22 protein-coding genes and 1 tRNA gene are annotated in these 25,525 nt (G+C 71.2%); 15 read left to right on the forward strand and 8 right to left on the reverse strand.

Going from position 1 to position 25,525, the window contains the following annotated elements; translation table 11 throughout:
• Positions 1-19 precede the first annotated feature (19 nt).
• Positions 20-1,177, forward strand: coding sequence for an acetyl-CoA C-acetyltransferase (locus ACFPQ9_RS12655; protein WP_380851463.1), 1,158 nt, complete (start codon positions 20-22; stop codon positions 1,175-1,177).
• Positions 1,178-1,276: 99 nt separating this feature from the next.
• Here the strand turns inward: ACFPQ9_RS12655 and ACFPQ9_RS12660 are convergent, their stop codons facing one another.
• Genes ACFPQ9_RS12660 through ACFPQ9_RS12675 form a run of 4 tightly spaced genes read right to left on the reverse strand, consistent with a single transcriptional unit; the run spans position 1,277 to position 4,670 of the window.
• Positions 1,277-2,323, reverse strand: coding sequence for an NAD(P)H-dependent flavin oxidoreductase (locus tag ACFPQ9_RS12660; RefSeq protein WP_380852368.1), 1,047 nt, complete (start codon positions 2,321-2,323; stop codon positions 1,277-1,279).
• On the reverse strand, positions 2,323-3,069 hold the full coding sequence (locus tag ACFPQ9_RS12665; protein WP_380852371.1) for a CoA-transferase subunit beta: 747 nt from the start codon (positions 3,067-3,069) through the stop codon (positions 2,323-2,325). Before ACFPQ9_RS12665 ends, ACFPQ9_RS12660 begins: the two co-directional genes overlap by 1 nt.
• Complete coding sequence (locus ACFPQ9_RS12670) at positions 3,066-3,911, reverse strand: CoA transferase subunit A (RefSeq protein ID WP_380851466.1); 846 nt, start codon at positions 3,909-3,911, stop codon at positions 3,066-3,068. The genes ACFPQ9_RS12665 and ACFPQ9_RS12670 overlap by 4 nt, the downstream gene beginning before the upstream one ends.
• Positions 3,912-4,670, reverse strand: a complete 759-nt coding sequence (locus ACFPQ9_RS12675) for an enoyl-CoA hydratase family protein (protein ID WP_380851469.1) — start codon at positions 4,668-4,670, stop codon at positions 3,912-3,914.
• Between the two features lie 55 nt (positions 4,671-4,725).
• Between ACFPQ9_RS12675 and ACFPQ9_RS12680 the strand changes: the two genes are divergently transcribed.
• Together ACFPQ9_RS12680 and ACFPQ9_RS12685 are read left to right on the forward strand one after the other, a co-directional pair.
• Positions 4,726-5,466 carry an SDR family oxidoreductase gene (locus tag ACFPQ9_RS12680; RefSeq protein WP_380851472.1) on the forward strand — a complete coding sequence of 247 codons (741 nt, stop codon included), beginning with the start codon at positions 4,726-4,728 and terminating at the stop codon, positions 5,464-5,466.
• 1 nt (position 5,467) lies between these two features.
• The gene (locus ACFPQ9_RS12685) at positions 5,468-6,373 is read left to right on the forward strand and encodes an SDR family oxidoreductase (RefSeq protein ID WP_380851475.1); all 906 of its coding nucleotides are present in this window, start codon (positions 5,468-5,470) and stop codon (positions 6,371-6,373) included.
• Positions 6,374-6,470: 97 nt separating this feature from the next.
• Here the strand turns inward: ACFPQ9_RS12685 and ACFPQ9_RS12690 are convergent, their stop codons facing one another.
• On the reverse strand, positions 6,471-7,367 hold the full coding sequence (locus ACFPQ9_RS12690) for a hypothetical protein (protein ID WP_380851478.1): 897 nt from the start codon (positions 7,365-7,367) through the stop codon (positions 6,471-6,473).
• Positions 7,368-7,527: 160 nt separating this feature from the next.
• Between ACFPQ9_RS12690 and ACFPQ9_RS12695 the strand changes: the two genes are divergently transcribed.
• Positions 7,528-8,325 carry a S1 family peptidase gene (locus tag ACFPQ9_RS12695; RefSeq protein ID WP_380851481.1) on the forward strand — a complete coding sequence of 266 codons (798 nt, stop codon included), beginning with the start codon at positions 7,528-7,530 and terminating at the stop codon, positions 8,323-8,325.
• A gap of 21 nt (positions 8,326-8,346) precedes the next feature.
• On the opposite strand, the gene ACFPQ9_RS12700 is transcribed toward ACFPQ9_RS12695, so the two are convergent.
• Complete coding sequence (locus ACFPQ9_RS12700; protein WP_380851484.1) at positions 8,347-10,125, reverse strand: glycoside hydrolase family 35 protein; 1,779 nt, start codon at positions 10,123-10,125, stop codon at positions 8,347-8,349.
• 132 nt (positions 10,126-10,257) lie between these two features.
• Between ACFPQ9_RS12700 and ACFPQ9_RS12705 the strand changes: the two genes are divergently transcribed.
• The 8 genes from ACFPQ9_RS12705 to ACFPQ9_RS12740 all read left to right on the forward strand — a co-directional run bounded on the left by ACFPQ9_RS12705 (position 10,258) and on the right by ACFPQ9_RS12740 (position 20,317).
• A complete protein-coding gene (locus ACFPQ9_RS12705; RefSeq protein WP_380851487.1) occupies positions 10,258-11,157 on the forward strand; it encodes a helix-turn-helix domain-containing protein in 900 nt (299 codons plus the stop codon).
• Positions 11,158-11,168: 11 nt separating this feature from the next.
• Complete coding sequence (locus ACFPQ9_RS12710; RefSeq protein WP_380851490.1) at positions 11,169-11,516, forward strand: chorismate mutase; 348 nt, start codon at positions 11,169-11,171, stop codon at positions 11,514-11,516.
• Between the two features lie 138 nt (positions 11,517-11,654).
• On the forward strand, positions 11,655-12,191 hold the full coding sequence (locus ACFPQ9_RS12715) for a response regulator (protein WP_380851493.1): 537 nt from the start codon (positions 11,655-11,657) through the stop codon (positions 12,189-12,191).
• Between the two features lie 56 nt (positions 12,192-12,247).
• A complete protein-coding gene (gene pepN, locus ACFPQ9_RS12720; protein ID WP_380851496.1) occupies positions 12,248-14,755 on the forward strand; it encodes an aminopeptidase N in 2,508 nt (835 codons plus the stop codon).
• Positions 14,756-14,947: 192 nt separating this feature from the next.
• A complete protein-coding gene (locus tag ACFPQ9_RS12725) occupies positions 14,948-16,480 on the forward strand; it encodes a pyridoxal phosphate-dependent decarboxylase family protein (protein ID WP_380851499.1) in 1,533 nt (510 codons plus the stop codon).
• Positions 16,477-17,937: a lysine N(6)-hydroxylase/L-ornithine N(5)-oxygenase family protein gene (locus ACFPQ9_RS12730; protein ID WP_380851502.1), complete on the forward strand. Its 1,461-nt coding sequence runs from the start codon at positions 16,477-16,479 to the stop codon at positions 17,935-17,937. Before ACFPQ9_RS12725 ends, ACFPQ9_RS12730 begins: the two co-directional genes overlap by 4 nt.
• Before the next feature lie 336 nt (positions 17,938-18,273).
• On the forward strand, positions 18,274-19,932 hold the full coding sequence (locus ACFPQ9_RS12735) for a hypothetical protein (RefSeq protein WP_380851505.1): 1,659 nt from the start codon (positions 18,274-18,276) through the stop codon (positions 19,930-19,932).
• A 4-nt stretch (positions 19,933-19,936) separates the two neighbouring features.
• Complete coding sequence (locus ACFPQ9_RS12740) at positions 19,937-20,317, forward strand: hypothetical protein (RefSeq protein ID WP_380851507.1); 381 nt, start codon at positions 19,937-19,939, stop codon at positions 20,315-20,317.
• 56 nt (positions 20,318-20,373) lie between these two features.
• On the opposite strand, the gene ACFPQ9_RS12745 is transcribed toward ACFPQ9_RS12740, so the two are convergent.
• Complete coding sequence (locus ACFPQ9_RS12745) at positions 20,374-22,182, reverse strand: bifunctional metallophosphatase/5'-nucleotidase (RefSeq protein ID WP_380851510.1); 1,809 nt, start codon at positions 22,180-22,182, stop codon at positions 20,374-20,376.
• 138 nt (positions 22,183-22,320) lie between these two features.
• On the opposite strand from ACFPQ9_RS12745, the gene ACFPQ9_RS12750 reads away from it, so the two are divergent.
• Both ACFPQ9_RS12750 and pyk read left to right on the forward strand, forming a co-directional pair.
• The gene (locus tag ACFPQ9_RS12750; protein ID WP_380851513.1) at positions 22,321-23,037 is read left to right on the forward strand and encodes an SIMPL domain-containing protein; all 717 of its coding nucleotides are present in this window, start codon (positions 22,321-22,323) and stop codon (positions 23,035-23,037) included.
• A 143-nt stretch (positions 23,038-23,180) separates the two neighbouring features.
• Positions 23,181-24,617: a pyruvate kinase gene (gene pyk, locus ACFPQ9_RS12755; protein WP_380851516.1), complete on the forward strand. Its 1,437-nt coding sequence runs from the start codon at positions 23,181-23,183 to the stop codon at positions 24,615-24,617.
• A gap of 73 nt (positions 24,618-24,690) precedes the next feature.
• On the opposite strand, the gene ACFPQ9_RS12760 is transcribed toward pyk, so the two are convergent.
• Positions 24,691-24,765, reverse strand: a tRNA-Leu gene (locus ACFPQ9_RS12760).
• 101 nt (positions 24,766-24,866) lie between these two features.
• Here ACFPQ9_RS12760 and ACFPQ9_RS12765 point away from each other — a divergent pair.
• Positions 24,867-25,523, forward strand: coding sequence for an ANTAR domain-containing response regulator (locus ACFPQ9_RS12765; RefSeq protein ID WP_030949406.1), 657 nt, complete (start codon positions 24,867-24,869; stop codon positions 25,521-25,523).
• Positions 25,524-25,525 lie beyond the last annotated feature (2 nt).

Raw genomic sequence — 25,525 nt, forward strand, 5'->3', positions numbered from 1 at the left:
TTCCCACCGGGGAGTTGCCATGGCCGAGGCCTACATCGTCGAAGCGGTCCGTACGCCTGTCGGGCGGCGCGGAGGAGGGCTCAGCGGGGTCCATCCGGCCGATCTGGGCGCGCATGTGCTCAAGGCGCTCGTGGAGCGGGCGGGCATGGATCCGGCGGCCGTCGAGGACGTCGTCTTCGGCTGTCTGGACGCCGTCGGACCCCAGGCCGGGGACATCGCCCGGACCTGCTGGCTGGCGGCCGGGCTGCCCGAAGAGGTGCCGGGCGTGACGGTGGACCGGCAGTGCGGGTCCTCGCAGCAGGCCGTGCACTTCGCCGCGCAGGGCGTGCTCTCCGGCACCCAGGACCTGGTGGTCGCGGGCGGTGTGCAGAACATGTCGATGATCCCCATCGCCTTCGCCACCCGGCAGGCCGCCGAGCCGCTCGGACTGACCGCGGGGCCTTTCGCGGGGAGCGAGGGCTGGCGGGCGCGGTACGGGGAGAAGCCGGTCAATCAGTTCGTCGGTGCCGAGATGATCGCCGGCAAGTGGGGGATCACCCGGCAGGACCAGGAGGAGTTCGCCCTGCGCTCGCACCGGCGGGCGCTGCGCGCGATCGACGAGGGCCGATTCCAGCGGGAGACCGTGGCGTACGGCCAGGTCGGCGTCGACGAAGGGCCGCGCCGGGACACCTCGCTGGAGAAGATGGCCGGGCTGAAACCGGTCGTCGACGGCGGCACGATCACCGCCGCGTGCTCCTCACAGGTCTCCGACGGCGCGGCGGCGATGCTGCTGGCCTCGGAGCGGGCGGTGCGCGAGCATGGGCTCACGCCCCGGGCCCGGGTGCACCACCTCTCGGTGCGCGGTGAGGATCCCATCCGCATGCTCACCGCCCCGATACCCGCCACCGCCCATGCCCTGAAGAAGACCGGGCTGTCGATGGACGACATCGACCTCGTCGAGATCAATGAGGCGTTCGCGCCGGTCGTGCTGGCGTGGCTGAAGGAGACCGGGGCGGATCCTGACAGGGTCAATGTGAATGGTGGGGCTATTGCGCTGGGGCATCCGTTGGGGGCGACGGGGGTGAAGCTGATGACCACGTTGCTGCATGAACTGGAGCGGACGGGCGGTCGGTTCGGGCTTCAGACGATGTGTGAGGGCGGGGGACAGGCCAACGTGACGATCATTGAGAGGGTTTGAGGGCCGGTGCGGCGCCGTTGTGGCTGGTCGCGCCCACGCGGCGGAGCCGCATATCGATACAGCCCCGCGCCCCTTGAGCCGGCTGCCGAACCCTGAATGCTAGAGGCACCCGAGTCGCTCTCGTGTCTCCTCCGCCTCCTTCATGATCCGTTCCACCAGTTCCGCGCACGACGGCAGGTCGTCGATCACCCCGGCGACCTGCCCGGAGGCCATCACGCCCAGGTCCGTACGGCCGTCCACCATCGACGCCTTGAGCAGCATCGGTGTGTTCGCGGCGAGCAGGACCTGGCTCCAGGTCAGGTCCTTGCCGTGCCGCAGAGCCCGGCCGTCGAGGAGCATGCGCAGCCGGCTCGTGCCGGACAGCTTCCGGTAGTCCGCCGCCCGGCGGACCGCTTGCAGGAGGGTCCTCGCTCGGCCCGAGCGCTCCAGGGACTCCACCAGGTCCGTGCGCAGCATGCGGTGGGGCAGCCCGTCCACGGCCGTGGTGACCGTGACGTCCCGTACGGTCGCCGCCAGATACCGCGCCTTCACCGCGTCCGGCACCGTCGAGTCCGACGTCAGCAGGAAACGGGTGCCCATGGCGACACCGGCGGCCCCGTAGGACAGCGCCGCGACCAGTCCGCGCCCGTCGAAGAAGCCGCCCGCCGCCACGACCGGTATGTCCACGGCGTCCACGACCTGCGGCAACAGCACCGTCGTCGCCACCTCGCCGGTGTGCCCGCCGCCCTCCGCGCCCTGCACGATCACCGCGTCCGCACCCCAGGCCGCGACCTTCTCGGCATGCCGCCGGGCGCCGATCGAGGGGATCACGACCACGCCCGCGTCCTTGAGACCGATCATCAGCTCACGGGACGGCGCGAGTGCGAAGGACGCGACCCGCACCCCCTCGTCGATCATGACGCGGACCCGGTCGCCGGCGTCCGAGGCGTCCGCCCGCAGATTCACGCCGAACGGCGCGTCCGTACGGGACTTCACCTCCCGGATCGCCTCCCGCAGCCGGTCGACGGTCATCGTCGCGGAGGCCAGGATGCCGAGCGCCCCCGCGTTCGCGGTCGCCGACACCAGCCGGGGCCCCGCCACCCAGCCCATCCCCGTCTGCACGACCGGGTGGCGCACCCCGACCAGCCGGGTCAGCGGTGTCTCCATCACGCGGCGACCTCCCTGGCGCGGGTGTTCCCCGGGTCGATCACCTCACGGATGAGCCGCAGCTCCTCGGCGGTGGGCGGACGGGTCGTCGGTACGTCGTCCGGGACGGCCAGGTCGAAGGACGTCGCCTCCATTACCTGCTCCACGGTGACGCCCGGGTGCAGGGAGGCGAGCCGCATCGAGTGGTCGGGCGTGGCGAAGTCGAAGACGCCCAGGTCGGAGACGACACGCGGGATGCGGTGGTGGCGGGCGTCGGCCGCATGGTCGTATCCGACCCCGCACACCATGTCGACCTTCTCCACGAAAACCCGCCGGGAGTGGCGCGGGATCCAGTAACTGGTCGGGTTGTTGAGGGTGTTGACGGGCGCGCCCCGCACCCCGAGCAACTGCCTCTTCGGCTTGGCCCAGTCACCGATGCAGGAGATGTTCTGGTTGCCGTACCGGTCGATCTGGCTCGCGCCCATCATCACGTGTCGACGGCCGCTGGTCACCAGGGTCAGGTGTTGGCGGTACGGCAGCCATCCTTCGACCGTGCCGTCCGGGGCGACGATCATCGCCTCGCCGTCGGTCAGCAGCAGGTCCGGCGAGAAGGTGCGGCGGGCGAGCCGGGCGCCGATGGACGGGATCAGGCCCATGGGGCTCGCCAGGATCTCCCCCGCGTCCCGCCATGCCTCGGCGCAGGCGATCACGCAGGTCTCGGCGCGGGTGGCCACCGCCGACTCGGTGCTGCCGCCTGTCTCCGTCATCCCTGCCACGTCCCCTCCCTGACCGCCGACTGGTACGCCTGCTCGTCCCCGCCCAGGAACCGCGCCGCGAAGTCCGCCCAGGGCGTGGTCGCGTACGCCTTCTGTACGCCCTCGTCCCGGCCGTAGTCGGGGGCGCAGGACGTGAAGTGCGCGCCGTTCGGCGCTTCGATGACTCCCGTCACCGTGTGCCGCTTGATCAGCAGCGACTGCGGGGGCGCCTCCTTCGTCAACTCGGCGGTGTCGACTACCCGTTCGCACGAGACGTACGCCGTGTCCGCGGCCTCGCAGAACAGGTCGTCGAAGTAGGGGTCGGGGCCGAGATACTGCCCGTTGCCCAGCCGGTCCGCGCGGTTCACATGCACCAGGGCGGCATCAAGCCGCAGCGCGGGCATGGCCACGAATGTCTCCCCGTCGTCGTACGGCGAAGTCACCGTCCGCAGTCCCGGGTTGACCCGCATGACGTCCGAGCCGAGCCCCGCCCGCACCGGCAGGAACGGCAGCCGGTTCCCGGCGGCGTGCAGTCCCCACATGAACATCGCCTCGTCGATCTCCATGAGCTCGAAGGCGCCGCGCTCACGGGCCGCGCGGTAGTGCGGTTCCAGCGGGATCGAGTCGAGGGTGACGAAGGGGGCGATCAGTTTCCGTATCCGCCCGGCTGCGGCCAGCATGCCGACGTCCGGGCCGCCGTACGAGACGATCGTGAGGTCCGTGACGTCGGAGCGCAGCAGCGCGCGCACCAGGGCCATCGGCTTGCGGCGCGAGCCCCAGCCGCCGATGCCGAGCGTCATGCCACTGCTCAGTCGCGCCGCGACCTCGTCCGCGGTCGTGGTCTTGTCGCTCACTCAGCCACCGTCCCTTCCGAAGGTGTCCCGGACCCGGTCGGCCACCCCGCTGAGGCCGGCCTCGAAGGTGAAGCCCTGCTCGAAGCGGTAGCTACGGCGGACGTCGACCGGGTCGATGCCGTTGATCGCGGCCTTGGCCAGGCGCAGCAGCCGCCCGTCCTTCGCGGCGATCTCACGCGCCAACTCCAGGGCGGCGGCGCGTAGTTCCACGCGTGGCACCACCCGCCACACCGAGCCGTGCGCGTGCAGCTCGGCCGCGGTCGCCGTACGCGAGGTGTAGTACAGCGCTCGCATCAGGTGCTGGGGGACCAGGCGGGCCAGATGGGTGGCCGCGCCCAGGGCGCCCCGGTCCAGCTCGGGCAGCCCGAAGGTGGCGTCCTCGCTCGCCACGATCGCGTCCGCGTTGCCCACCAGGCCGATGCCGCCGCCCAGACAGAAGCCGTGCACCGCCGCCACGACGGGCACCTCGCAGTCGTAGACCGCCGCGAAGGCGTCCGCGCAGCCGTGGTTGACGCCGATCAGCGCGTCGTTCCCGCCCCGCTGGAGCTCCTTGATGTCCACGCCGGCGTTGAACCCGCGCCCCTCCGCCGCGAGGACCACACACCGGACCTCCGGGTCGCGGCCCGCCGCCCGCACCGCGTCGGCCAGGGCGAACCAGCCGTCCACCGGCAGGGCGTTCACCGGTGGGAAGTCGACCGTGACGACGGCGATTCCCTCTTCTTCGGACCCCTTTTCCGGGGACGAGGTGGAGACACCCATGGCCGCATCAGCTACCTTTCCACCAAACGTTTGTTAGGTGGAAGGGTAGCCGCCAATGGGGCTGGACGGGAAGGTCGTTGTCGTCACGGGGGGTACGCGCGGCGTCGGCGCGGGGGTGACGAGGGCCTTCGCCGAGGCCGGCGCGCAGGTCGTGGTCTGTGCCCGCAGACCCCCCGAACTCCCGCTCCCCGGTGTCGAGTTCAGGTCTCTGGACGTGCGTGACCCGGATGCCGTACGGGCCTTCTTCGGCGCTCTGCCCCGGCTGGACGTGCTCGTCAACAACGCGGGTGGCACACCGTACCGGCGGTTGACGGACGCGGACGCCGAGCGGCACGCGCGCGTGATCGAACTGAACCTCGTCGCCCCGCTGACGGCGTCCCTGGCCGCGTACGAGCACCTGGAGCGGTCGCGGGGGTCCGTCGTGATGATCGGCAGCGTCAGCGGCGGGCGGCCCTCGCCCGGGTCGGCGGCGTACGGCGCGGCCAAGGCGGGGCTGGAGAACCTGGCCCGCTCGATGGCGGTGGAGTGGGCGCCGCGGGTGCGCGTCAACACGCTCGTCGTCGGCATGGTCCGCACCGAACTGTCCCACCTGCACTACGGGGGCGAGGACGGCATCGCCGCCGTCTCGGGCACCGTCCCGCTCGGCCGCCTCGCCGAACCGGCCGACATCGGCGCGGCCGCCGTCTTCCTCGCCTCCGACGCCGCCGCCTACATCAGCGGGGCGAGCCTTCATGTGCACGGCGGGGGCGAGAAGCCCGCGTTCCTGGACGCCGCAACGGTCAACAAGGAGGCCTGACATGAGCCGGATGTGTGAAGGACGGGTCGTCGTCGTCACCGGTGCGGGCCGGGGACTCGGCCGCGCGCACGCGCTCGCGTTCGCCGCCGAGGGGGCGAAGGTCGTCGTCAACGACCTCGGCGTCGGCCTCGACGGCACACCGGGCGCCGACGGCCCCTCCCTGCGCGTGGTCGAGGAGATCCGCGCGCACGGCGGCGAGGCGATCGCGCACGGCGGTGACGTGGCGACGAGCGCCGGGGCCGCCTCCCTGGTCGCGGCCGCCCTGGAGACCTACGGCCGGCTCGACACCCTCGTCAACAACGCCGGGTTCCTGCGCGACCGGATGCTGGTCAACCTGGACGAGGACGACTGGGACGCCGTCGTACGCGTCCACCTCAAGGGACACTTCCTCCCCCTGAAGCACGCCGCCGCGCACTGGCGGGCGGAGACGAAGGCGGGCCGCACCCCGGCCGCCCGGATCGTCAACACCAGCAGCGGGGCCGGGCTGCTGGGCTCCGTCGGGCAGTCGAACTACAGCGCCGCGAAGGCCGGGATCGTCGGCCTCACCCTGGTCGCGGCCGCCGAACTCGCCCGCTACGGCGTCCAGGTCAACGCGATCGCCCCGGCCGCCCGCACCCGCATGACGGAGCACACCTTCGCCGACACGATGACCGCCCCCGAGTCCGGCTTCGACACCATGGCCCCCGAGAACGTCTCCCCCCTGGTCGTCTGGCTGGGCGCGGAAGCGAGCGCCGGCGTCACGGGCCGCGTCTTCGAGACGGAGGGCGGCAGGATCACGGTGATGGAGGGCTGGAGGGCAGGGCCGACGGCGAACAGGGGGGCACGATGGACACCGGAGGAGGCGGGACAGACGGCAAGGAAGTTGCTGGGAGAGGCGGAGGCGCCGGGTCCGATCTACGGGGCCTAGCGTCGACGCCCCTCGTTCAGGGGCGCGGGGAACTGCGCGACAAGCCACAACGAACCCGCAGCCGCCCACGGACCGAACCCCCCACCCCATTGGGCGCTCAGGTATCACATTCGAGCACCGTCCGGCACAACCCACACCGCGCCCGAACCCGCCCCTTAACCGGCACCCGAATCCGCTGCTGACACGTAGGACACGGGAACGACACCCGCAACGGCCCACGCCCGTCAGGCGTGAACGCATACCCCACCCCGGCCTCAGAACCGCCCCCGTGCCGCTCCTGCGCATGCCGCCGATCGCGGGCGTACCGGCGCCGCCCCGCCCAGCCGGCCGCCGTCAGCGGAGGCTGCTGCTCGTCGCGCCGGGCCTGCGCCACGCCCTTCCCGTACGCCGTGTACGCCTGCGGGCTGGTGAACCAGATCGACGGGTCCTCGTCGAAGACCTGCGCCCGCTTGGCGAGGACGTACCCGAACTCCTCCGGGGTCAGATACCCCAGCTTCTGCGAGGACGCCGCGTCCTCCCGGTACGCGTCGAGCAGCAGCCAGCCCGCACCCAGATAGGTGGTCACCGTGTCCGTGAGGATCTCGTTGTCGCGGGTGCCCGGGAAGGACAGGTCGAGGCGGTGCAGATACACATGCGTCACCTCGTGGGCGAGCGCCGCGCCGACGTCCCGGCGATGGGTGCGGAAGCGGTCGTTCAGCTCGACGAAGTACTCGGGCCCGGCGGCGAGTTCGACGTTCGCCGCGTGGGTCATCTCGCGGAACCCGACGATCAGCCGGGCGTCCGGCAGCCGGAAGTGCCGCACCAGTTCGCGGGCCACCCGCTGTGCGCCCAGATGCAGATCGTCCGTGTCGCAGAAGGCCACGTCGGCCGGGGCCACGCTGGCCGCGAAGGTCCGCACGGTGTCGTACGACAGCCGTCTGTAGAGCGCGGTGATCGAGGCCCGCACCGTCTCCAGGTGCGGGAAGCCGTGCTGGACCGGTCCGCCGTTCGCCACGCCCGTACCCCCAAGACGCCTGGAAACCGATTCCACTCTACGGGGATGTGAGGGGATTTTCCCTGGTGAGGTTCCATCGCCGGGACGTGAGATCCGTCCTTGTCATGGACGCCCCTCGATCTTCATACTCCGGGTCGCTCAACCCCCCACGAAAGGACGAATGTTGAGCCATCACATATCCCGGAGAACCGGCATCTCCCTGGTGAAGAGAGCCGCCGCGGCCGGCGCCGTCGCGCTCGCCGTCGCCTCCCTCCAGCCGGTCAGCGCGCATGCCGCGTCCACCCGTATCGTCGGTGGAACGCCTGCCGCGCAGAACGAGTTCCCGTTCATGGTCCACCTCTCCATGGGCTGCGGCGGGGCGCTCTACAAGAAGGACGTCGTGCTGACCGCGGCCCACTGCATGGAGGGCTCCGGCAACAACACCAGCATCACCGTCACCGCGGGTGTCAACGACCTCAACTCTTCGGCCGCGATCAAGGTGAAGTCGAAGAAGGTCAAGGTCGCCCCGGGCTACAACGGCACCGGCAAGGACTGGGCGCTGATCAAGCTCGCCCGGCCCATCGACAAGCCGACGCTGAAGATCGCCACGACGGACCAGTACAACCGCGGCACGTTCACGATCGCGGGCTGGGGCGACACCGAGGAGGGGGCCGGCACGGGCACGACCAAGCTCCGCAAGGCCAACGTTCCCTTCGTCGCCGACCGCGTGTGCAAGCGCCACTACGGCAACCGGCTGGTGTCGAAGGAGGAACTGTGCGCCGGCTACCAGAGCGGCGGCATCGACACCTGTCAGGGCGACTCCGGCGGTCCCATGTTCCGCAAGGACGACGCGGGCAAGTGGATCCAGGTCGGCATCGTCAGCTGGGGCGACGGCTGCGCCCGTGCCGGGGTGCCCGGTGTCTACACGGAGGTCAGCCACTTCGCGAGCGACATCGCCCGCGCGGCGTCCGCGCTGTAGGCAGCCGCCGCGGCACGGTCGTCAGACGGCCCGCAGGATCGGGGTTCCGGCCTCGCCGGACCCGGCCCTGCGGGCCGTCCCTTCCAGCTCCAGCACCCACAGCTCGTTGCCGCCCTCGCGCAGTACGGGCCCCGGCACGAACAGAGTGCGCTGCGGGCCCGCGGACCAGTAGCGGCCCAGACCGAAGCCGTTGATCCAGACGAACCCGCGGGTCAGGCCCGGCAGCTCCAGCCGGGCGTCACCGGCGCCCCGCACCGTGACCGTGCCCCGGTAGAGCCCCGGGGCACCGTCCTCGGGCAGCTCCCGCGACGCCACCGCCCGCACCGCCTCCACGTCGTCCAGCGCCTCCAGCCGCAGTCCACGCGCGCGTACGCCGTGCAGGAACTGCCGCTCGTGCAGGACGCCCCCGGTGATCCCCTTGGACTCGCCCAGCCGCGGCCCGTAGTTGACCCGGCCCAGGGACTCCACCCACAGCTCCACGCGTGCGTGCCCGGCGACGGGCTCCTTCAGGCACGGGTCCTCCTCGGTGAGCACCCCGGCCGGCACCCCGTCGACGTACACCACGGCGTGGTCCCGCAGCCCGCGCACCGTCAGCGGATACGGCCCGCGCGGCCCCGGCACCGTCACCTCGTAGCGCACCAGGCCCCGCTCGACGCCCAGTTCCTCGAAGGTCGGCGGGACGGGACCGCAGGCCCCCGCCCCGCCCAGCGACTCCAGTACGTCCGTCAGGGGCGCCCAGCCGGTCAGAGCCGCCTCGGCCGGGGCCGCCAACGCCACGGGCGGGGGCGGGACTTCGGGCAGCGGGCCGTCGGCGTACTCGGCGAGGATCTCGCGGAAGGCCCGGAACTTCGCGGTGGGGCGGCCGTACTCGTCGATCGGGGCGTCGTAGTCGTACGACGTCACATCGGGCTCCAGCGGCCCGTCGTGCAGCGCTCCGCCGCCCCGGTTGGCGCCCGCCCAGCCGGCGAAGCTCGTGCCGCCGTGGGCCATGTACAGGTTGACCGAGGCTCCGCAAGCGAGGATCTCGCGCAGGGCCTCCGCCGCGTCCCCGGCGTCCCGTACGGCGTGCTCGCCGCCCCAGTGGTCGAACCAGCCGCACCAGAACTCCATGCACATCAGCGGCCCTTCGGGGCGGTGCCGGCGCAGCGCATCGAACGCCACACGCGCGTGGGAGCCGAAGTTCACCGTCACCAGGACCCCTGGGACCGAGCCGGCGGAGAGCATGTGGTCCTCGGGGCCGTCGGAGGTGAACAGCGGGACCGTGACACCCAGTTCGCGCAACAGATCGGCCAAACTGCGCAGATACTCCGCGTCCGAGCCGTAGCTGCCGTACTCGTTCTCGACCTGCACCATGATCACCGGTCCGCCACGGTCGATCTGCCGGGGCACGATCTCCGGCAGCAGCCGCCCGAACCAGTCCGACACGTGCCCCATATAGCGCTCGTCACGGGTACGCGCGCGTGCGCCCACCTCGGCCGTCAGCCAGTACGGCAGCCCGCCGTTCTCCCACTCGGCGCAGATGTACGGCCCCGGGCGCACGATCGCCCACAGGCCCGCCTCCCGGGCCGCGTCCAGGAACCGGCCCAGCGCGGCCACGTCCCGGGTCCGCCCCGGCGCGGGCTGGTGCAGGTTCCACGGCACGTACGTCTCCACGCAGTTCAGGCCCATCGCCCGCAGCATCGCCAGGCGGTGCCCCCACTGCGCCTCGTGCACCCGGAAGTAGTGCAGCGCGCCGGACAGCAGCCGTACCGGCCGCCCGTCCAGCAGAAAGTCCTCGTCCCCCACCCCGAACTCGCTCATGCGCCCACCCTCGCCTCTGGCGAAGGTCAGGGTCCATGGACAAAGATCGGCGCTGCTTGGACCGAAGCGACCGGAGCGACCGAAACAACCGGAGCGATCGAAACAGCCGGAGCGACCGACGGGAGGTACGGGATGTACCGCACCTGGATGCGGTTCTTCACGCCCGGCCCCGCCCACCACCGCCTCGGCCTCGTCTGCCTCGGCGTCGGCCTCCAGTACGGCGCCCTGCCCACCGTCGGACCCCGGGTCCTGGACCACCACGTCGCCGTCGTCATCAGCACCGGCACCGGCTGGTACGCCGACCCCGACGGCCGCCGCACGCCCGTCACCGCGCCCGCGCTGCTCTGGCTCACCCCCGGCGTCCCGCACCACTACGCGCCCGACCCGGGCACCGGCTGGGACGAGGGCTTCGTCGACTTCGCAGGGCACGCAGCCGCCTCGTACACCGAACTCGGCTACATCCAGCCGGACCGCCCCGTCGTGCCCCTCTCCGACGCCGCCGGGCCACGCGCCGTCATCGGGCGCATGGCCCGCGCCGCACGCCCCGACAACCCCCTCCTGGAGGTCGAGACCGGCGCCGCCGTCCACGAGCTCCTCGTCGCCCTGCGCCGCGCCCGCGCCGACCTCGCCCCCGACGGCGAGGCGGTCCTCAAGGCCCTCGCCCGCGACGCCTGTCTGCCGCTGAGCGTCGCCGACCACGCCGCCCGGCACGGCATGACCCCGGCCGAACTGCGCACCGCCGTCCGCAGGGGCGCCGGATGCAGCCCCAAGGACTATCTGCTCGGCATCCGCCTCGGCCGCGCCAAGGAACTCCTCGCCGCCACCGACCTGCCGGTGGCCGCCGTCGCCCGCCGCGTCGGCTACGACGACCCCGCCTACTTCTCCCGCCTGTTCACCCGGCGGGTCGGCATGCCACCGGTCCGCTTCCGCGGCCGGCAGAGCCGCACCGTCCCCGGCGGCTGGAGCGACCAGGTACCCGATCCCGCCGATCCACCCGTGATCGGCCGAACGACGACCTGGAGGGCCCCGTAGGCTGAGCGCCCATGACCAGCAACACGTCCCCAGGCGACATCGACCCCGCCGTCCGCGAGGAGCTCGCCCGGCTGCGCGACAGCATCGACAACATCGACGCGGCGGTCGTCCACATGCTCGCCGAACGCTTCAAGTGCACCCAGCAGGTCGGCCACCTCAAGGCCCGCCACCGGCTCCCGCCGGCCGACCCGGCCCGGGAGACCCGCCAGATCGCCCGGCTGCGCACCCTCGCCGAGAACGCCAAGCTCGACCCGGCGTTCGCCGAGAAGTTCCTCAACTTCATCATCGCCGAGGTGATCAGGCACCACGAGAGCATCGCCGAGGACGCCGTCAACGGCGCTGCGCCGACGGCGAACTGACGCCTGCCGGCCGGCCGGGGGGTGACACGGCGGCCCGCGCGGGGCATGCTGCGCTGTGCACCGCATGCCAGCTGACGAACACGCTCCGTCAGCACCCCCGGACATACCTGTATGTCCACGCGGGAGGGACGTCGGGCCATGCCGTCGGATGCCAAGATCCTCATCGTCGACGACCACGAGGAGACGCTGTACGCCCTGGAGAGCGCCCTGGCCCCGCTGGGCTACCGGCTCGCCCGCGCCACCAGCGGGGACGAGGCGCTCAAGCAGGTGCTCCGCGGCCAGGTCGGCCTGCTGCTCCTGGACGTCCGTATGCCGGGCGTCAGCGGACTGGACGTGGTGCGGTACATGCGGCGGGTGGAACAGACCCAGAACATACCGGTCATCCTCCTCACGGGCTTCGGCGCGGACCAGGAACTGACCGCCACCGCCTTCGGGCTCGGCGTGGCCGACCTCGTGATGAAGCCCACCGACCCCTGGGCACTGCGCACCAAGGTCCGCTACCTGTACGACGCCTACCAGCGCCACCGTGCCCTGGAGGAGGAGGTCCGTGAGTTGCGCGCCCTGGTCAAGGGCCACACCGACGCCCCGAGGCCCCCCGCACGCCCGGCTCGGCCCCACTCCGACACACGCGTCCCGCCCCAACGCGACAGCCCCGCCGCAAAGAATCGGACATAACGTACGTAGCGATCCGCCCCTGTGCCTGGTCAGCGGCATCAGGCAGCATGTCGTGCATGTCCGTACTCACGCGCGACGAAGCGCAGACTCGTGCCCAGCTCCTCGACGTCCACCGCTACACGATCGAACTCGACCTGACGACCGGGGACGAGACCTTCGACTCCCGTACCGTCATCGCGTTCACCGCGCGCACCGGCGCGGACACTTTCGTCGAGGTCAAGCCGGCCGAGCTGCGCTCCGTGACGCTGGACGGCCGTCCCCTGGACCCGGGGACCCTGGACGGCAACCGACTGCCCCTGAAGGATCTGGCCGCCGGTGAGCACGAGCTGCGTATCGACGCGGCCATGCGCTACTCCCGCACCGGCGAGGGCATGCACCGCTTCACCGACCCCACCGACGGCGAGACCTACCTGTACACCCAGCTGTTCATGGAGGACGTCCAGCGCGTCTTCGCCGCCTTCGACCAGCCCGACCTCAAGGCCGTCTTCGAGCTGTCCGTGACCGCCCCCGAGGGCTGGACCGTCCTCGCCAACGGCCGCACCGAGCACACCGGCGACGGCCGCTGGCAGGCCGCGCCCACCCCGCTGATCTCCACCTACCTCGTCGCGGTCGCGGCCGGCCCCTGGCACTCGGTGCGCACCGAGCACCGCGGCCTGCCCTTCGGCATCCACTGCCGCCGCTCCCTGGCCCCCTACCTGGACGCGGACGCCGACGAACTCTTCGAGGTCACCCGGCAGTGCTACGACCGCTACCACGAGAAGTTCGACGAGCCCTACCCCTTCGACTCCTACGACCAGGCGTTCGTCCCCGAGTTCAACGCCGGCGCCATGGAGAACCCCGGCCTTGTCACCTTCCGCGACGAGTTCATCTACCGCTCCGCCGTCACCGACACCGAGCGGCAGACCCGCGCCATGGTCATCGCCCACGAGATGGCCCACATGTGGTTCGGCGACCTCGTCACCCTGCGCTGGTGGGACGACATCTGGCTGAACGAGTCGTTCGCCGAGTACATGGGCTACCAGACCCTCGTCGAGGCCACCCGCTTCACCGACACCTGGACCGACTTCGGCGTCGCCCGCAAGTCCTGGGGCTACGACGCCGACCAGCGGCCCTCCACCCACCCCGTGGCCCCCGAGGCCGTCGACGACACGGCCTCCGCCATGCTCAACTTCGACGGCATCTCCTACGCCAAGGGCGCCTCCGCACTGCGCCAACTGGTGGCCTGGCTCGGCGAGAAGGACTTCCTCGCCGGCATCAACACCCACTTCGCCCGGCACAAGTTCGCCAACGCCACCCTCGCCGACTTCATCGACTCCCTCGCCTCCGCCACCGACCGCGACGTCCACGCCTGGGCCGACAGCTGGCTGCGCACCACCGGCGTCGACACCCTCACCCCGCACGTCGCACGCGGCGACAACGGCACCTACAGCCTCACCGTCGACCGCGCGGGCAGCCGCCCGCACCGCGTCGCCGTCGGCCTGTACGACCTGGACCTGGGCGACGACGAAGGCCGCCACCTCACCCTGCGCGACCGCCTGGAGATCGACGTCCCGCAGAGCGACCCGCGGCCCATCGGCAAGCGACCGGCGCTGCTGCTGCTCAACGACGGAGACCTGACCTACGCCAAGGTCCGCTTCGACGCCGAGTCCTTCGCGACCCTGAGTGAGCGGCTCTCCGGCCTGCCGGACCCGCTCACCCGCGCGGTCGTCTGGAACGCCCTGCGCGACGCGGTCCGCGACGGCGAACTGGCCGCCACCGCCTATCTGGAGGCGGCCCGCGCACACCTGCCCCGGGAGACCGATCTCGCCATCGTGCAGGGCGTCCTGGCCTTCGCCGCCGGCCAGATCGCCGACCGTTACCTGCCCGCCGAGGAGCGGCCCGCCGCCCTGGCCACCCTGTCCGCCCTGTGCCGCGACCTGATCCGCCGCACCGAGGACGGCGACAACCCCGGCCTGCGGCTGATCGCCGTACGCCACTTCATCTCCGTGGCCGCCCACCCCGACACGATCGCCGCCTGGCTCGCCGACGGCACGGTGCCCGGCGGACCCGAGCTCGACCCCGAGCTGCGCTGGCGGGTCCTGGGCCGCCTCGCCGTCCTCGGGGCCGTCGACGAGGCCGCCATCGCCGCCGAGCTGGAGCGCGACCCGAGCGCCACCGGCCAGGAGGGCGCCGCCCGCTGCCGGGCCGCCCTGCCCGACGAGGACGCCAAGGCGCGGGCGTGGGAGGCGCTGTTCGCCACCGACGAGAGCAGCGACCTGTCCAACTACCTCTTCACCGCGACCGCCCAGGGCTTCTGGCAGCCCGAACAGGCCGACCTCGTGAGCCCGTACGTGGCGCGCTTCTACAAGGACGCGGTCGCCCTCGCCGCCCGCCGCGGCCCCGCCATCGCCGAAGCCGCCGGCCGCTACGCCTTCCCGGTGCACGCGGTGGACGCCGAGGCCCTGCGACTGGGGGAGGAGTGTCTGCGCGACGGCGAGCCGATCCCGGCGCTGCGCCGTAAGCTGGCCGACCAACTCGACGACCTGGCGCGGGCGTTGAGGGTGCGCGAGGGCCAGAAGTCCTAGTACGTACGACGTAGGGGGCGCCCGTTCACCCGGCCGCCCCTTACTCCGCCGAAGTCCGCACACCGCATCCGACACGCTTTCCTCGCACGGAAGTACCCCCTTTCGGGTTCCGGTCATTGGGCTTTTCGGGCGCCGTCGTCCATCCGGGTACAAGCTGGAAGTCCTTCTTCGCCCAGCGCCCGGGAGGACACGATGAGCACGCCTGCGTCGCTCGCGTCAGGCCCCGAAGGTCCGCACGCCCTGCGGCCGTTGCTGGACACCGTGCTCGACGCGCTGGACGAGGGCGCGCTGCTGCGCCGGGGGCCACTGCCCGCGGGCGGGCCGGACGCGGTGGCCGCGCGGATGCGGGCCGCGGTCGGGGACGTCCTGCCGGACCGCGGCGACCCGAACGCCCTGCACACCGTCGTCCGGGCGCTCGCGGAGACCGCCGCCGACCCCGCCGACCCCTTCTGCACCGCACACCTGCACTGCCCGCCCCTCGCCCTGGCCACCGCCGCCGACCTCGCCGTCTGCGCCCTCAACCCCTCCCTCGACTCCTGGGACCAGGCCCCGGGGGCGTCGGAGCTGGAGGCACTGGTCACGGGCGCACTCGCGCGCGAGGTCTTCGACGTGCGGGCCGGCTCCCCGCGGGAGGCAGCCGATGCCGCGGGGCGCCCCGCGCGGGAGGCCGTGGGCGATCGGGCGGCGCCGGAGGCCTTCGACGGCGCCGGCGCACTGGTGCCGAAGGCGTTCGCCGGGGGTGCGGCCAGGAGGCGAGACGGTGATACGGCCCGGCAGGCACCCGCCGCCCTCATCACCACCGGCGGTACCGAGTCCAACCAGGTCGCCCTGCTGCTCGCCCGCGAGGCGCGCGGGGCCGGGGTGCGCCTGGTGCACGGGGCCAACGCCCACCACTCGCTGCAGCGGGCCGCGTGGCTGCTCGGGCTGGCCGAACCCGTCGTCGTGCCCGCCCCGGCCGGTGCCCTCGACCCCGCCGCCCTCGACGAGGCCCTCACCGCGCTGCCCGGCCCGCACCTCGTCGCCGCCACCGCCGGCACCACCGACGCCGGGATCGTCGACCCCCTCCCCGAGATCGTGGCCGTGTGCGCGGCGCACGGCGCCCGGCTCCACGTGGACGCCGCCTACGCCGGTGGCCTGCTCTTCAGCGACCGCTACCGCGACCTGCTGGCCGGCCTGGACGCCGCCGACACCGTCACCCTCGACCTGCACAAACTCGGCTGGCAGCCCGTCGCCGCGGGCCTCCTCGCCGTCCGTGCCGCGGCCGATCTCACCGTGCTCCACCACCGCGCCGACTACCTCAACGCCGACGACGACACCGAAGCGGGCCTGCCCGATCTGCTCGGCCGCTCCCTGCGCACCAGCCGCAGGCCCGACGCCCTCAAGATCGCCGTCACCCTCAAGACCCTCGGCCGCAGCGGACTCGGCCGGCTGGTCGAGCAGGTCTGCGACGGCGCCCGCGGGTTCGCCGCCCTCGTCCACGACCACCCCGGATTCGAACTCCACGACCGGCCCACCCTCAGCACGGTCCTGTTCCGGCCCGCGCACGCCGCCGACGACGCCGTCGCGGCCGTACGCCGAACACTCCTCACCGACGGCCGAGCCGTCCTCGGCCGGGCCCGCATGGACGGGCGCCTGTGGTTGAAGGTGACCCTCCTCAACCCCCGTACGCGCCCGGACGACCTGGCCGCCCTCCTGACACTGGTGGAAGGAAACACCCCCCGATGAGCCCGCAGTCGAACCCACCTGCCGACCCGCACCCCAACCTCCCGGGCCAGGACCCCGACACGCCCCGAGACCTCGTCGGCATCGGCATCGGCCCCTTCAACCTCTCGCTGGCCGCCCTCGCCCAGCCGCTCGCCGAACTCGACGCCGTCTTCTACGAACAGCGCACCGCCTTCTCCTGGCACCCGGGGCTGCTCATCGACGGCTCCCGGCTCCAAGTGCCCTTCCTCGCCGACCTGGTGACGCTCGCCGACCCCGCCAGCCCCTGGTCGTTCCTGAACTACCTCAGGCACCGCGACCGGCTCTTCCCCTTCTACTTCGCCGAGCGCTTCCACATCCAGCGCGCCGAGTACGACGCCTACTGCCGCTGGGTCTGCGAGAACCTCACCGGGCTGCGCTTCGGCCACCAGGTCGACGCGGTCCGCTTCAACCCCGAACGCGATGTCTTCGAGGTCGACTTCACCCAGATCGCGCCCGACGGCGAGGCCGAGGCGCTCGGACGCACCTACGCCCGCAACATCGTCCTCGGCATCGGCACCGAGCCGTACGTCCCCGACCCGCTGCGGCCCCTGGTCGAGGCGCCCGCCGTGCCCGTCATCCACGCCGCCGACTATCTCGACCACCGCGAGAGACTGCTCGCCGCCGAGCACATCACCGTCATCGGCTCCGGACAGTCGGGTGCCGAGATCTTCCTGGACCTGCTCCGGCACCGCCCCGCCGGCCGGGAGAAGCTGCACTGGCTCGGCCGCACCGAGGCCTTCGCGCCGATGGAGTACTCCAAGCTCGGCCTGGAGCACTTCACCCCCGACTACACCCGCTACTTCCACGCCCTCGCCGAACCGGTCCGCGACCGGCTCCTCGACTCCCAGTGGCAGCTCCACAAGGGCATCGACGCCGCCACCCTCGCCGCGATCCACGACGAGCTCTACCGCCGCACCACGCTCGGCGGCTGGCCCGACACCGTCCTCACCCCGGGCGTCCGGGTGCGCACCGCCGGCCGGATCGCCACTACCAAGGTCGAGCTCCATCTGGAGCACGTCCAGCAGAACACCCGCTCGCGCATGACCACCGACGCGGTCGTCCTGGCCACCGGCTACCGCGAGCGTTCCCTCGACCGCATCCTCGCAGGACTCGACCCCTACATGCGCCGCGACAGCCGGGAGCGCCCCCGGATCGACGACCGGTACCGCCTGGTCCTGGACCCGTCCGTCACCGGCGCCGGCTGCCATGTCTACGTCCAGAACGCCGAGCGCCACACCCACGGCATCGGCACCCCGGACCTCGGTCTCGCGGCCTGGCGCAGCGCCGGCATCCTCAACTCCGTCACCGGCAAGGAGACCTACGCCCTGCCCGGCCGCACCGCGTTCACCACTTTCGGCCTCGAACAGCAGCCGCGTATCCCGGCCGCACGCCAGGCGCCGGTGCTCACGCCGCTGGTCGAGAGGCGGACCCACGCATAGTCCCGAAGTGTCACTCCCGTCGCTTCCACAACAGGCTGGCGGGTAACTGTGCGACCGGGGTGAAGAATTGCGGAAGGGGGCGCGGAAAAGGCACCCGGATATCCCCGTTCCCTCCCGCCCGCCCGGGCGCGCTGATACCTTCGGCCCCGGCAACCCCGCTGCTCCACGCATCGCGCCCCACCTCGGAAGCGTCCCTCGCCGTCTTTTCCGCGAGCGGATGTCCGACCACCGGAAATGGCCGATTTCCATCGCCGTCGGAAATCCGAATGACGCCGCCGCTCTCGAAACGGACGTGCACCACCAGAGCCCGAAAACCGAGAGGAGGAAGAAAAAGCCATGACCACTCCCACCCTCAAATGCCCGCGCTGCCAAACGGACAACGACCGCGACTACACCACCTGCGTCAACTGCGGCCTCTTACGCGGCGCCGACCCGGCCAAGGGCCCGAGCCCGACGCCGCCCACCATCCCCGCCGTACCGGCACAGCCCCCGGCGGACGCCAAACGCGCCGCCCCCGCCCCGGACGCGCCCCCGAGCACCCGCTTCGCCCCCGACATCACCCGGTACCTGTGCACGGCCGTCCACACGGACACCAAGTTCGCCCGCCGGGCCGTCGAGCAGATCGTGGAGGAGCCGCGCCGCGCGGTCGCCTCCTCGCCCGGCGTCGACCTCGGCTGTGTGCTCCGGCACGCGCTGGCCGCCCGGCGCCGCCAGGTGGGGCGGGACGTCCTTCTCGCCGTGCTGCTGCTGATCGTGGTGATCATGCTGCCGAGTGCCTTCGGCTCGGCGGTCGTCCTGGGCTGGCTGGTGGCCTGGATCATCGTCGCCGTCGAGTCCCTCACGGTGCACTACGGCGTGGTCGCCAAACAGCTCAGCCGGGAGAACTTCGCCCCGGACAAGGCCCCTGAGCCGGCCCGCCCGGAGAACCGGCGGCGCATCCAGGAGATCGAGCGGCGCGACCGCGGCAACGTCGTCGTCTCCTCGATGTACGCGCCCTTCGTCGGGTACGGAGAGACGACGAGCACCTGGTCGTTCGCGCTCGACACGGCACGCCCCGCCGAGGGCAAGCAGGTCGTGCCGTTCACGGTGCACGAGCTCAACGCCCATCTCGCCGCCCGGGTCGGGGACCTGAAGCTGCCCGGCGTCCACGTCGAGGACCTGCTGCTGGTCAACGGCAAGGACCTGCAGTACGCGGTGGACGACCGCAGCCGCTCCGAACTGCTGCCGAACTCCGCCGGACCGCCCAGCGCGAGAGTCTCGCCGGAGCTCCTCGACACGCTGCGCGAGGACGGCAAGGGCCGGGCCCGCCCCTATCTCGCCATCCGGGTCACGGGCTGGAGCGGCGAACTGGCCATCACCTTCTTCCTGCGGTGCGCGCTGCTGTCCGACCGCAAGATGCTCTTCATCGAGGGCAGCAGTTCCCTGCTCGCCCCGGTGCGCGAGCGCTACCGCATCGCGGACCAACTGCTCGACTCGCCGACCTTCCGCCAGTGGTGGGCCCTGGTGGCCCAGGCCGGCCTGCGCGCGCCGCTGCTGCTGGTCGGTTCGCCCTTCTCCGTCGCCGCCGGCCTGCTCGGGCCGTTCAACCAGCACGGCAAGCAGCGTCGCCAGGCACAGGAGATCCGCCACCGCACCTTCGACTACGGGGCGTCCTTCAGCATCAGGGACGCGGCCAGCGACCGGCTCTACTACCGCTACTTCCAGCAGCTCGACCGGGAGTTGTACGCCAAGACCGTCGAACACCGCGTACTGGACGCCCTGGTGGAGTTCCTGGAGGACCACGACATCGACACCAACGAACTGATCCAGCGTCAGACCACCATCTACAACACCGGTTTGTACGCGGGCGGCGACGTGACCCTCAACGGCTCCGCCGTCGGAGTCGGCGGCAGTGTCGCCGGTGTCTTCCGGCGCGGCCAGGCCACGGGGGCGGCAGGGCAACCGGCGCCCGCCCCATCTCCGGGCGCCGCCCCGCCCGCCAACCGAGGAAGGTGACGACATGACAGGGACCGGCGCCGGCGACAACAGCGGCATCCGGGCCGGCGGCGACATCCGCATCGACAGCAGCGCGGTCGCCGTCAACCGCTCTACCGCGACCACCGGAGCCCCGGCCGCGGCCGACCGCGAGGCGGCCGTCGCCGAACTGCGCGCCGCCGCACGGCTGCTGCTCGAACAGGTACGTACCCACCAGGACGAGTACGAGGACGGCGAGGAACTGGTCGAGGCCGCCGAGCGCGTCGAGGCAGAGCTCGCCCAGGACGAGCCCCGCCGGGGCGTCCTGCTGCGTTGGCTCGGCTTCCTCGCCCCCGGCGTGGCGGCCACGGCCGCCGTCGCGGGCGATGTGGCGGCCATCCAGGACAGCGTGGCAAGCCTGTTCTGAACGGAGGGGAAGGCCACGGCCGTTCGAGCCGTCGGTCTTCCCTGCCCGGCTCGGCTCTAGAAGACGGGCGTGCCGTTGCGCGTCAGCTTCCAGTCCACGGACGCGAAGTCCTTCGGGTCCAGCACGCCCTTCGCGGTCACCCACTCCGCGATCCGGGTGCGGATCTCCGTCGACTCCGACCACAGCTCCTGGGCCGCCGCCACATGCGGGAACGCGCCACCGCCGTTGGCCCGGTAGTTGTTCACGGCGAACACGAACTTCTGCGCGTCGTCGAGAGCGGCACCGTTGTACGTCACGTTCTTGATCCGCGAACCGGCCGCCTGCGCGATGTCGATGTCGTACGACAGCCCGGAGACGTAGTCGTAGTTGTAGTCGGGGCGGTTGCCCGCGTTCGTCAGCTTCTCGACGTCGACGGCTGCGTCGGGGGCGGTCTGCACGAAGTACTCGGCCGAGTACTCCAGGTACGCCTTGAGCTGAGCGCCCGTCATCAGCTTCGCGACCAGCGTGTTGTCGTACACGTACAGGCTCGACAGATCCCGGATCGTCACCTCGCCGGCCGGGATCTCCGAGGTCCGAGAGAACGGCGACGCCTGCGCGATGACCGGCAGCGAGGCGTGCTCCGTGCCCGCAAGGGCCGCCTTGACGACGTCCTCCTGGACCTTGGTGATCAGGTCGATGATCGGGGCGTCCTTGTAGCGGGCGTCGACCGTGGTCAGGGTCGCGGTCGCGGTGCCGACGACCTGGTTGACGTACGCGACGACCTTCTCGTGCTCGTCGGAGAGCAGCTTGGTGATCTTCGGGTCGTCCTCGACCGTGTTGGAGTTGAGGACCGACGCGGCGACCTTCTCGACCGTCCAGCGGCCCTTGGCGAAGGTCAGCTCGATGTCGAACAGCGACAGCCGCTCGGCGAAGCACAGCGGCTCCGAGAGCACGACCGTCCTGCCGGTCTTCTCGTTGACGACCTTCAGCTCCGGGATCTCCACGTGCGCGTGGCCGACCAGGATCGCGTCGATGTCCGGCACCTGCTGCGCCACCAGTGCCGCCGAGTTCTCGACGTAGGGCAGCTGGTCACCGTAGGACGAGGTGCCCGAGGAGCCGGAGTGCGCCGAGACGATCACCACGTCCGCGCCCATCGCCTTCAGCTTCGGCACCCACTTGGCCGCCTGCTCCTCCAGGCCGGGGAAGGTCAGCTTGCCCTGCACATAGGCCTTGTCCCAGATCGCGATGCCGGGGTTGGTCAGACCGAGCACGGCGACCTTCACGGGCGGGGCGCCCGGCACCCGGAAGCTCTTGATGAAGTACGGCGGGAAGGCGGGCTTCAGCGTCTTCGCGTCCAGCGCGTTCGCGCCGAGGAGCGGGAAGTGGCACTGCTCCTCGAACTTGCGCAGTGTCTCGATGCCGTAGTTGAACTCGTGATTGCCGAGCGCCACCGCGTCGAAGCCGATGGCGTTCATCGCCTGCGCCATCGGGTGCACCGGGCCGCCCTTGGCGGTGATCGGGTCCACCTTGGCGTAGTAGTACGTCAGCGGGGTGCCCTGGATCGTGTCGCCCGCGTCGATCAGCAGCGTGTTGCGCCGGCCGCGCTCCGCCCGGATCCGGTTCACCAGCGTCGACACGCGCGCGAGGCCCTGCGCGTTGCCCTTGGCGTCGGTGTACTCCGCGTTCTTGAAGTAGTCCCAGTTGAAGACGTGACCGTGCAGATCGGTCGTCCCCAGCACCGTCAGCGCGTACCGCTTCTCGCACTTCTTCGCCGTCATGGCCTCTGCTTCCGCCGCCTGTGCCGTCGGCGCCGCCGCGCCGGCCAGTGCCACCCCCGCCCCGGTCACGGCGGACTTCTTCAGGAACTTCCGGCGGTTCAACGGCATGAGTGCTTCTCCCGTGGGAATGGTCGACAACGCGCGTAGATTCTGACCTGCTCATGGCGAGCGGCAACAGACCTGTGAGGTTTCGATCTGGTGACCCGCGGGGGCCGTAACCCAGCAAGCGATGACAGAGTGGGACGTATGACCGTGCCCTCAGAGGAACTTCAGCCGGCCGTCCCCTACGGCACCCCCGACGCCCCGCGGATCGCCGTGCGCGGCGAGGCCCGTCTGGAGGTCGACCCCGAGATCGCCCGCATCGGCATCACCGTCGCCTCCCGCGGCAAGGACCGCCGCGCCGCGCTCGACGACCTCACCCGCCGCAACGCCACCGTGCTCGACCTCGTCAAGACCTACGGCGACGCGGTCGAACGCCTGGAGACCGGCGCCTTCTCCATCAGCCCGGAGCTCAAGGACAAGGGCCGCGGTGAACGCGTCCACGCCTACCACGGCCGCGTCCACATCACCGCCGTCCTCACGGACTTCACCGCGCTCGGCGAACTGACCACCCGTCTGGCCGACTTGGATCTCACCCGCGTGGACGGACCCTGGTGGGCCCTGCGGCCCGACTCGCCGGCCCACCGCCAGGCGCGTCAGCAGGCGGTACGGGAGGCCGTGCAGCGCGCGCGGGAGTACGCGGAGGCGCTGGGGGCGTCCCTGGCGGCGCTGGTGGAGCTCGCCGACATCGGCGCGGAGAACGCCGCGCCGCCCTATCCGCAGGCGCCCGGCGGACGGATGCGCTCGATGGCCTACGGCGCCGCGGAGGACGCGGCGGCGGCCCCGCTCGATCTGGAGCCCCAGCGCCAGCACGTCCACGCCCAGGTCAATGCCCGCTTCACCATGACGCCGCCGCAGCTGTGAATTGCCGCGGCGGGGTGTTTCGAACGCTCATCGGAGCGCCCCGCCGCACAATTCAACACTTGTCAATAGCCCTTCACGCAAAGGTTGTTGAGTAGTCACGCTGGGCCAATTCTCTACCCGCCGGTAAGTCATAGAGTCGAAACATGCGCCGAGCGAAGATCGTCTGCACCCTGGGCCCCGCCACCGACTCGTACGACCGGATAAAGGCACTGGTCGACGCCGGAATGGACGTCGCCCGATTCAACCTCAGCCACGGCGGTTACGCCGATCACGAGGAGCGCTACCAGCGCGTGCGAAAGGCCTCCGACGAGACCGGCCGCAGCGTCGGCGTGCTCGCCGACCTTCAAGGCCCGAAGATCCGCCTCGGCCGTTTCACCGAAGGACCTGTACTCCTTGAACGCGGCGATTCCTTCGTCATCACCGTCGAGGAGGGCGCGGAAGGCGACCGGCAGCAGTGCGGCACCACCTACTCGGGCCTCGCCGCCGACGTCACCGCCGGTGAGCGCATCCTCGTCGACGACGGCAAGGTCTGTCTGGAGGTCACCTCCGTCGACGGCCCCCGTGTGCACACCGCCGTCGTCGAGGGCGGCATGGTCTCCGACAACAAGGGCCTGAACCTCCCCGGCGTCGCCGTCTCCGTCCCCGCTCTCTCCGAGAAGGACGAGGCGGACCTGCGCTGGGCGCTGCGCACCGGCTTCGACGTCATCGCCCTGTCGTTCGTCAGGAGCGGCCGCGACATCGAGGACGTGCACCGGATCATGGACGAGGAGGGCCGCAGGCTCCCCGTCATCGCCAAGGTGGAGAAGCCGCAGGCCGTGGACGCGATCGACGACATCGTGGCCGCCTTCGACGGCATCATGGTGGCCCGCGGCGACCTGGGCGTGGAGATGCCGCTCGAGCAGGTCCCGATCGTCCAGAAGCGCGCCGTCAAGCTGGCCAAGCGCAACGCCAAGCCGGTGATCGTGGCGACGCAGATGCTCGACTCGATGATCGACAACTCCCGCCCGACGCGCGCGGAGGCCTCGGACGTCGCCAACGCCGTCATCGACGGCACCGACGCGGTGATGCTGTCCGGCGAGACCAGCGTCGGCAAGTACCCCATCGAGACCGTCCGGACGATGGCGAAGATCGTGGAAGCGGCCGAGGAGGACATCCTCGCCAAGGGCCTGCCGCCCCTGACCGAGCGCAACAAGCCCCGCACCCAGGGCGGCGCGATCACCCGCGCGGCGGCCGAGATCGGCGACTTCCTGGGCGCGAAGTTCCTGGTCGCCTTCACCCAGTCCGGCGACACGGCCCGCCGGCTGTCCCGCTACCGCTCGCCCATCCCGCTGCTGGCCTTCACCCCGGAGCCGGCCACGCGCTCGCAGCTGAACCTCACGTGGGGCGTGGAGACGTTCCTGGGCCCGCACGTCGATTCGACGGACGCGATGGTCGACCAGGTGGACGAGCTGTTGCTGAAGTACGGCCGTTGCAAGAAGGGCGACGTCGTCGTCATCACCGCCGGATCACCGCCCGGCGTTTCCGGCTCGACGAACATGGTCCGCGTCCACCACATCGGCGAGGACGACAGCCCCCGGTAGAAAATCCCGGAAAAGCTTTAGGGCCCCTCATACCGGAGGGGCCCTCATTGCGACCTTGAAATCCAAGGAAAAGTGCCCCGGGTCGGACTCGAACCGACACTGTACGGGTTTTGAATCCGTTGCCTGCTGCCAATTGGGCTACCGGGGCTCGAAGAATCCAAGGTTTCCCCTGACCCTCCGCGCGTCCACCATACCGTAGCTAGGTAGGCTCTTGTCAGCAGCACCCCTGCCCCTGAACGAGGAGCCTTCGTGACCGCCCCCGAGTCGCCCCAGCCCGTAGACGCGCCCGACGACGACAAGTCGCACGTGCCTCCGCTGACGACCCGCGTCGTCATTGCCGAGGACGAGGCGTTGATCCGGCTCGATCTCAAAGAGATGCTCGAAGAAGAGGGGTACACCGTCGTCGGTGAGGCCGGTGACGGTGAGCAGGCCGTGGAACTGGCCCGTGAGCACCGGCCCGACCTCGTCATTCTCGATGTCAAGATGCCCAAGCTGGACGGCATTTCGGCGGCCGAGAAGATCGCCGAGGAGAGCATCGCCCCGGTGCTGATGCTGACGGCGTTCTCGCAGCGCGACCTCGTCGAGCGGGCCCGGGACGCCGGTGCGATGGCCTATCTGGTCAAGCCGTTCAGCAAGAGCGACGTCGTACCGGCGATCGAGATGGCCGTCTCGCGGTTCACCGAGCTGAAGGAACTGGAGAAGGAGGTCGCCGACCTCACTCTGCGCCTGGAGACCCGCAAGCTGGTCGACCGGGCGAAGTCCATCCTCCAGACCGAGTACGGACTGACGGAGCCGGCCGCGTTCCGGTGGATCCAGAAGACCTCCATGGACCGCCGTATGTCGATGCAGCAGGTCGCCGAGGCCGTCATCCAGGACGCCGACGAGAAGAAGGCCGCCAAGGGCTGACG

It is taken from the genome of Streptomyces coerulescens, assembly GCF_042657965.1.
GTDB lineage: Bacteria > Actinomycetota > Actinomycetes > Streptomycetales > Streptomycetaceae > Streptomyces > Streptomyces coerulescens.

Excerpts from the sequence above, each read along its gene's own strand:
- pyk (WP_380851516.1), top strand. The coding sequence starts at position 23,181 with ATGCGCCGAGCGAAGATCGTCTGCACCCTGGGCCCCGCCACCGACTCG.
- ACFPQ9_RS12700 (WP_380851484.1), bottom strand. The coding sequence starts at position 10,125 with ATGAGCGAGTTCGGGGTGGGGGACGAGGACTTTCTGCTGGACGGGCGG.
- ACFPQ9_RS12715 (WP_380851493.1), top strand. The coding sequence starts at position 11,655 with ATGCCGTCGGATGCCAAGATCCTCATCGTCGACGACCACGAGGAGACG.
- ACFPQ9_RS12725 (WP_380851499.1), top strand. The coding sequence starts at position 14,948 with ATGAGCACGCCTGCGTCGCTCGCGTCAGGCCCCGAAGGTCCGCACGCC.
- ACFPQ9_RS12745 (WP_380851510.1), bottom strand. The coding sequence starts at position 22,182 with ATGCCGTTGAACCGCCGGAAGTTCCTGAAGAAGTCCGCCGTGACCGGG.
- ACFPQ9_RS12685 (WP_380851475.1), top strand. The coding sequence starts at position 5,468 with ATGAGCCGGATGTGTGAAGGACGGGTCGTCGTCGTCACCGGTGCGGGC.
- ACFPQ9_RS12665 (WP_380852371.1), bottom strand. The coding sequence starts at position 3,069 with ATGACGGAGACAGGCGGCAGCACCGAGTCGGCGGTGGCCACCCGCGCC.
- ACFPQ9_RS12735 (WP_380851505.1), top strand. The coding sequence starts at position 18,274 with ATGACCACTCCCACCCTCAAATGCCCGCGCTGCCAAACGGACAACGAC.
- pepN (WP_380851496.1), top strand. The coding sequence starts at position 12,248 with ATGTCCGTACTCACGCGCGACGAAGCGCAGACTCGTGCCCAGCTCCTC.
- ACFPQ9_RS12660 (WP_380852368.1), bottom strand. The coding sequence starts at position 2,323 with ATGGAGACACCGCTGACCCGGCTGGTCGGGGTGCGCCACCCGGTCGTG.
- ACFPQ9_RS12705 (WP_380851487.1), top strand. The coding sequence starts at position 10,258 with ATGTACCGCACCTGGATGCGGTTCTTCACGCCCGGCCCCGCCCACCAC.
- ACFPQ9_RS12680 (WP_380851472.1), top strand. The coding sequence starts at position 4,726 with ATGGGGCTGGACGGGAAGGTCGTTGTCGTCACGGGGGGTACGCGCGGC.
- ACFPQ9_RS12655 (WP_380851463.1), top strand. The coding sequence starts at position 20 with ATGGCCGAGGCCTACATCGTCGAAGCGGTCCGTACGCCTGTCGGGCGG.
- ACFPQ9_RS12730 (WP_380851502.1), top strand. The coding sequence starts at position 16,477 with ATGAGCCCGCAGTCGAACCCACCTGCCGACCCGCACCCCAACCTCCCG.
- ACFPQ9_RS12750 (WP_380851513.1), top strand. The coding sequence starts at position 22,321 with ATGACCGTGCCCTCAGAGGAACTTCAGCCGGCCGTCCCCTACGGCACC.
- ACFPQ9_RS12675 (WP_380851469.1), bottom strand. The coding sequence starts at position 4,670 with ATGGGTGTCTCCACCTCGTCCCCGGAAAAGGGGTCCGAAGAAGAGGGA.
- ACFPQ9_RS12710 (WP_380851490.1), top strand. The coding sequence starts at position 11,169 with ATGACCAGCAACACGTCCCCAGGCGACATCGACCCCGCCGTCCGCGAG.
- ACFPQ9_RS12740 (WP_380851507.1), top strand. The coding sequence starts at position 19,937 with ATGACAGGGACCGGCGCCGGCGACAACAGCGGCATCCGGGCCGGCGGC.
- ACFPQ9_RS12695 (WP_380851481.1), top strand. The coding sequence starts at position 7,528 with ATGTTGAGCCATCACATATCCCGGAGAACCGGCATCTCCCTGGTGAAG.